This window comes from Neisseria sp. (genome assembly GCF_030530745.1).
Classification (GTDB): domain Bacteria; phylum Pseudomonadota; class Gammaproteobacteria; order Burkholderiales; family Neisseriaceae; genus Neisseria.
Genome location: NZ_JAUMUI010000017.1, coordinates 39,467 through 45,466, shown reverse-complemented (window position 1 = coordinate 45,466; position 6,000 = coordinate 39,467). Strand labels below are relative to the sequence as shown.

The window sequence follows — 6,000 nt, the reverse complement described above, 5'->3', positions numbered from 1 at the left end:
TTAATTTTTTTACCGTAAAGGAAACGCTCCGTCAAGATTGTTAAATGCTTTATTTGAAAGGGATAATTTTAAATATCATAAAAACGGCGCCGGACGGGCTCAAATGAAAGGCCGTCTGAAACACATTGTTTCAGACGGCCTGAAATATTTTTTGCAAAGAAAAAGGCTTGCCGGTTACGCTATCCCGCCGGGTTCCGGCTATACCTCGCTGCCGCCCACAACCAGCCCTTCATCGATGCGCAGGGTAGGCTGCCCCACGCCCACCGGCACGCTCTGCCCTTCTTTGCCGCACACGCCGATGCCGCTGTCGAGTGCGGTATCGTTGCCGATCATCGAAACGTGTTTGAGCACTTCGGGGCCGTTGCCGATAATGGTGGCGCCTTTAACGGGGTATTGCAGTTTGCCGTTTTCTACCCACCACGCTTCGGATGCGCTGAAAACGAATTTGCCGCTGGTAATGTCGACCTGGCCGCCGCCGAAGTTGACGGCGTAAATGCCTTTATCGACCGAGGCAATGATTTCGTCGGGGTAGCGGCTGCCGTTTTCCATAAAGGTGTTGGTCATGCGCGGCAGTGGGGTGGCAGAATAGCTTTCGCGGCGGCCGTTGCCGGTTACGGGCATGCCCATGAGGCGGGCGTTGGTTTCGTCTTGCATATAAGCGGTGAGGATGCCGTCTTCGATTAAAACGGTGCGGCGGGTTTCGTTGCCTTCGTCGTCGATATTGAGCGAGCCGCGGCGGTCGGCTATATCACCCCGATCGACCACGGTAACGCCTTTGGCGGCCACCCGCTCACCGATGCGTCCGGAAAACGCGCTGGTTTGCTTGCGGTTGAAATCGCCTTCCAGGCCGTGCCCCACCGCTTCGTGCAGCAGCACGCCCGGCCAGCCGCTGCCGAGCACCACGGTCATCGCGCCTGCGGGCGCGGGGCGGGATTCGAGGTTGGTCAGCGCCTGTTTTACGGCAGCGTTCACATATTGCGCCACACGGCTTTCGTCGAAATAATCCAAGCCGTAACGCCCGCCGCCGCCCGCGCTGCCCTGCTCGCGCCGATCGCCCTGTTTGGCGATAACGGTAACGTTCAGGCGCACCATCGGGCGGATGTCGGCGGCGTGGCGGCCGTCCAAACGGGCGATGTAAACCAAATCGTATTCGCAGGTCAGCCCCGCCATCACCTGCACGATGCGCGGGTCGGCGGCCTTGGCCAGCGCCTCAACTTTATTGAGCAGGGCGACTTTGGCGGCCGAATCCAAACCGGCTATCGGGTTTTGCGTGGTGTGCACTTGCAGGCTGCGGGCCGGCACAGCGGCTTTCACGCTGCCGGCCGCGCCTGCCGCACCGATTACCCGCACGGCCTGCGCCGAACGGTTAATCGATTCTTCACTAAGGCTGTCGGCATGGGCGAAGGCGGTTTTTTCGCCCGAAACAGCGCGCACGCCCACGCCTTGATCGATTTGGAAGCTGCCCGATTTAACCATCCCCTCCTCGAGATGCCAGCTTTCAAAAGCGGTGCGCTGGCAATAAATATCGGCATAATCCACATGGCGGCTGCCAATCAGGCTCAGGCTGCGGGCAAGCTGCCCGGGCGAGAGGCCGTTGGCTTCGAGTAAGTCGCGTTGTACGGTTTGATAGGTTTGCGGCATGGTATTCGGCTTGTTGAGGCCGTCTGAAACGTTTTCAGACGGCCTGATATGAAAAAATGTTGGGAATCGGAATTATACGGGATTTGCCCTGCCGTTGATATGTGGTTTGATTTTGGCTATGGGCGGAATTTACGGGCGAGAGCCTTTGGGTGAAATGGGAAGGATGCGCCTCAACCTTCCTTTCCCATCACCGGCAGAACATATTTTATTTTATTTATAATCAATAAATTAAAAATAATTCGCTCTATATTTTAATTTTGCTATTGATAATAGTTTTTATTTGAATTAAGATAAAGACACTCGGTAGTCATCCCAATGCCGGGCCGTTAAACACCAAACAGCTGAATTCCCTTAAATCATTCAACGATACCGGAGAGTGCGTATACGAAAGATTCCGTTCCCTTTACATCAAATACTCAAAACCGAAACACCGAACCGCCGTTAATACGGCGGTTCGGTGTTTTTCGGCATATAGGAATCTTTGCAAAATCCGCCTAGGCTGGAGAATAAATATTTCAGACGGCCTCTAGGGTCTGTCGACATTCAACGCAACGGCGGTATTTTTGGCCAAAATCCCCCGTCTGCGGCGTTAAAAATGCTCGCAAGGTGTCCAACCTTGCTGCGCTTTTTGCCTGGCATACGCGGTTTTTGCCTCAAAAAACCGCTTCGTCGGTTAAATGTCGACAGCCCCTACAGCTTTTAAACGTGGCAGGCCGTCTGAAAACCGTTAAGGCCGCACCTTCTGCGTGGCCGCCAGCCATTTCGCCAAACCGTGCGTTTCGTCGAGCAGGCCGTAGCGGGCAAAAGCGTCGAGCGTGGCGATCATGGCGTCGTTCATCAGCAGGCCGTCGCACATGGCGGCGGCAAGTTCGGCTGCGCCCATGCGTTTGAACTCTGCCACTTCGCCGTCTTGGTTTTCGGGAATCACGCCGGGCGGCAGTACCACATCGAAAATATGCAGCAGCTCGTTGTGCAGCCCGCGCGATACGGGGCGCACGCTCAACCTCAGGCTTTGCCGTTTCAGATTTTGCAGCAGTCCGGGGGCAAGCCCGGCCTCCTCGCCGCCCTCACGCAGCATGGCTTCCCATATGCCCTCGCCGCTGGCTACGCCGCCGCCGACCAAGTTATCAAGCTTGTTGGGATCAACCGCTTTGAAAGGGCTGCGGCGGCCTATCCAGAACACCCATTCGCCGTTGTGTTCGGTCAAACCGTTGATGTGCACGGCCTGGCTGCGCAACCCCAGCGGGCGGAAAGCGGCGCGCTCGAGTGCGAACAACACATTGCCTGCATCATCGGCGGCATCAAACTTTTCGTTGCGCCAGCCGCCCAGATAGCCGAGCCGGTGCCAACCCTGCGCCATGTGTTGCAGGCTGTCGCCCATCGAGAGCCAGTTGTCGGTAAAAAGATAAACACCGTCGGGCTTTTCTTCCAACCGCCCCGGCCAGTCCTGCTCCACCCGCTCCAGCCATTTTTCGTTCAGACGGCCCAAACGCACGCCGTTCAGCCACAAATAACGCCAAGCGTCGGCGCGCCAGTCGAAATGGTTTTCCAAACGCGCCAGCAGGCGGTTTTGTTCGGTTTCGCCCAAACGGCAGTTAAAGCGGGGCTGGGGAATCATGGTGCGGCTTCCGGAAAATAAGCTGTCGGAATTATAGCAAGGGCGCCTGTTTTTCTGACGGTTCGGGTTAGATTTTTTTATCAGGCCGCCGCAGGCGGCGCAACTAGGGTCTGTCGACATTCAACGCAACGGCGGTATTTTTGGCCAAAATACCCCGTCTGCATCGTTAAAAATGCTCGCAAGGTGTTCAACCTTGCTGCGCTTTTTGTCTTGCATACGCGGTTTTTGCCTCAAAAAACCGCTTCGTCGGTTAAATGTCGACAGCCCCTAGGAAAGGCCGTCTGAAAAACCGGCCGCCCGCATAAAAGCGCAGCCGCCTGATTTGTTTTACAATACGCCCTTTTACCTGCACCGGAATTTCTGCCGCAATGATTGAAGAACGCACTTCCGCCGCCCCCGTGGGCAGCGATTACCTGCTGCTCGGCCAATATGCCGAGCGTGCCTATCTCGAATACGCCATGAGCGTGGTGAAAGGCCGCGCCCTGCCCGAAGTTTCAGACGGCCAGAAGCCCGTGCAGCGCCGCATTCTGTATGCCATGCGCGACATGGGCCTTACCCACGGTGCCAAACCGGTGAAATCGGCGCGCGTGGTGGGCGAGATTCTCGGCAAATACCACCCGCACGGCGACGCTTCGGCATATGACGCAATGGTGCGCATGGCGCAGGATTTCACCCTGCGCTATCCGTTAATCGACGGCATCGGCAACTTCGGCTCGCGCGACGGCGACGGCGCGGCGGCCATGCGCTACACCGAAGCACGCCTCACGCCGATTGCCGAACTGCTGTTGAGTGAAATAAACCAAGGCACGGTGGATTTCGTGCCCAACTACGACGGCGCATTTGAAGAACCCCTGCACCTGCCCGCGCGGCTGCCGATGGTGCTGCTCAACGGCGCATCGGGCATCGCCGTGGGGCTGGCCACCGAAATCCCGCCGCACAACCTCACCGAAGTAACGCAGGCCGCGATTGCGCTTTTGAAAAAGCCCTCACTCACCACCGCCGAACTGATGCAGTATATTCCCGCGCCCGATTTTGCCGGCGGCGGCCAAATCATCACCCCCGCCGCCGATTTGCAGCAGATTTACGAAACCGGCAAAGGCAGCGTGCGCGTGCGGGCGCGTTACGAAGTGGAAAAACTGGCGCGCGGCCAATGGCGCATCATCGTAACCGAACTGCCGCCCAATACCGGCGCGCAGAAAATACTGGCCGAAATCGAAGAGCAAACCAACCCCAAACCCAAGTCGGGCAAGAAAAACCTCACGCAGGAGCAGCAAAACACCAAAGCGCTGATGCTCTCGCTTTTAGACCGCGTGCGCGACGAAAGCGACGGCGAATCGCCTGTGCGGCTGGTATTCGAGCCGAAATCCAGCCGCATCGAGCCTGAAAACTTCATCAACACGCTGATGGCGCAAACCTCGCTCGAAGGCAATGTGCCGATGAACCTCGTGATGATGGGCACCGACAACCGTCCCGCCCAGAAAAACCTCAAAACCATTTTGGCCGAATGGCTGGAATTCCGCACCGTAACCGTTACGCGCCGTCTGAAATTCCGCTTGGGCCAAGTGGAAAAACGCATCCACATCCTCGACGGCCGCATGATTGCGTTTCTGCACATCGACGAAGTGATTAAGGTTATCCGCGAATCCGACGACCCAAAACCCGACCTGATGGCCGCCTTCGGACTTACCGAAATCCAAGCCGAAGACATCCTCGAAATCCGCCTGCGCCAGCTCGCCCGCCTGGAAGGCTTCAAACTCGAAAAAGAACTAAACGAACTGCGCGAAGAAGAAGGCCGTCTGAAAACCCTGCTCGGCGACGAAAACGAAAAGAAAAAGCTGATTATCAAAGAGATGCAGGCCGATATGAAGCAATACGGCGACGAACGCCGCACGCTGGTGGAAGAAGCAGGCCGCGCCGTGCTCACCCAAACCACCGCCGACGAACCCATTACGCTGATTTTGTCGGAAAAAGGCTGGATACGCAGCCGTTCCGGCCACAACCTCGATTTGAGCCAGACTTCCTTTAAAGAAGGCGACGGCCTCAAACAAGTGGTGGAAGGCCGCACCGTATGGCCGGTGGTAGTGCTCGATTCGCACGGACGCACCTACACGCTTGATGCCGCCGACATCCCCGGCGGACGCGGCGACGGCGTGCCGGTGGCCTCGCTTATCGAACTGCAGAGCGGCGCCCGCATCACCGCCGTGATGACCGGCCTGCCCGACCGGCACTACTTCTTGAGCAACAGCGGCGGCTACGGCTTTATCGCCAAACTCGGCGACATGACCGGCCGCGTCAAAGCCGGCAAAGTGCTGATGACGCTCAAAGCGGGCGAACAAACGCTGCCGCCCGTGCCCGTGTTCGCCGTATCGCTTATCAACCCCGACTGCAAAGTGCTGCTGGCCTCGAGCGACAACCGGCTGCTTGCCTTCCCCATCGGCGAACTGGAAGTAATGGCAAAAGGCCGCGGCCTTCAACTGATAAGCCTTTCGGACGGTGCCAAGCTGGAGCACACCGCCGTAACTTCATCGCCGGAATTCGTAGTTGAAAGCACCGGAAAGCGCGGTGCCGCACACAAAGAAAAACTGCGGATTCAAGATATAAACAACAAACGCGGCCGAAAAGGCAAAATTTTAGAGATTTCAGGCCGTCTGAAAGGATTATCCGGCGCGGATTCGGTATAATCACTTGATTACTGTTTCACGGCCGAAACAGTCAACATAAAACACGGCGGCAGATACGGG

3 protein-coding genes are annotated in these 6,000 nt (G+C 57.1%); 1 reads left to right on the top strand and 2 read right to left on the bottom strand.

Features of this window, described 5'->3' with window-relative positions; translation table 11 throughout:
* Positions 1-198: 198 nt before the first annotated feature.
* Together tldD and Q3970_RS07530 are read right to left on the bottom strand one after the other, a co-directional pair.
* Entirely contained in the window at positions 199-1,641 is a 1,443-nt protein-coding gene (gene tldD, locus Q3970_RS07535; protein WP_303099968.1) for a metalloprotease TldD, read from the bottom strand.
* Positions 1,642-2,368: 727 nt separating this feature from the next.
* The gene (locus Q3970_RS07530) at positions 2,369-3,259 is read right to left on the bottom strand and encodes an NUDIX domain-containing protein (RefSeq protein ID WP_303099967.1); all 891 of its coding nucleotides are present in this window, start codon (positions 3,257-3,259) and stop codon (positions 2,369-2,371) included.
* Between the two features lie 368 nt (positions 3,260-3,627).
* Between Q3970_RS07530 and parC the strand changes: the two genes are divergently transcribed.
* Positions 3,628-5,940: a DNA topoisomerase IV subunit A gene (gene parC, locus Q3970_RS07525; RefSeq protein WP_303099966.1), complete on the top strand. Its 2,313-nt coding sequence runs from the start codon at positions 3,628-3,630 to the stop codon at positions 5,938-5,940.
* Positions 5,941-6,000: the final 60 nt, after the last annotated feature.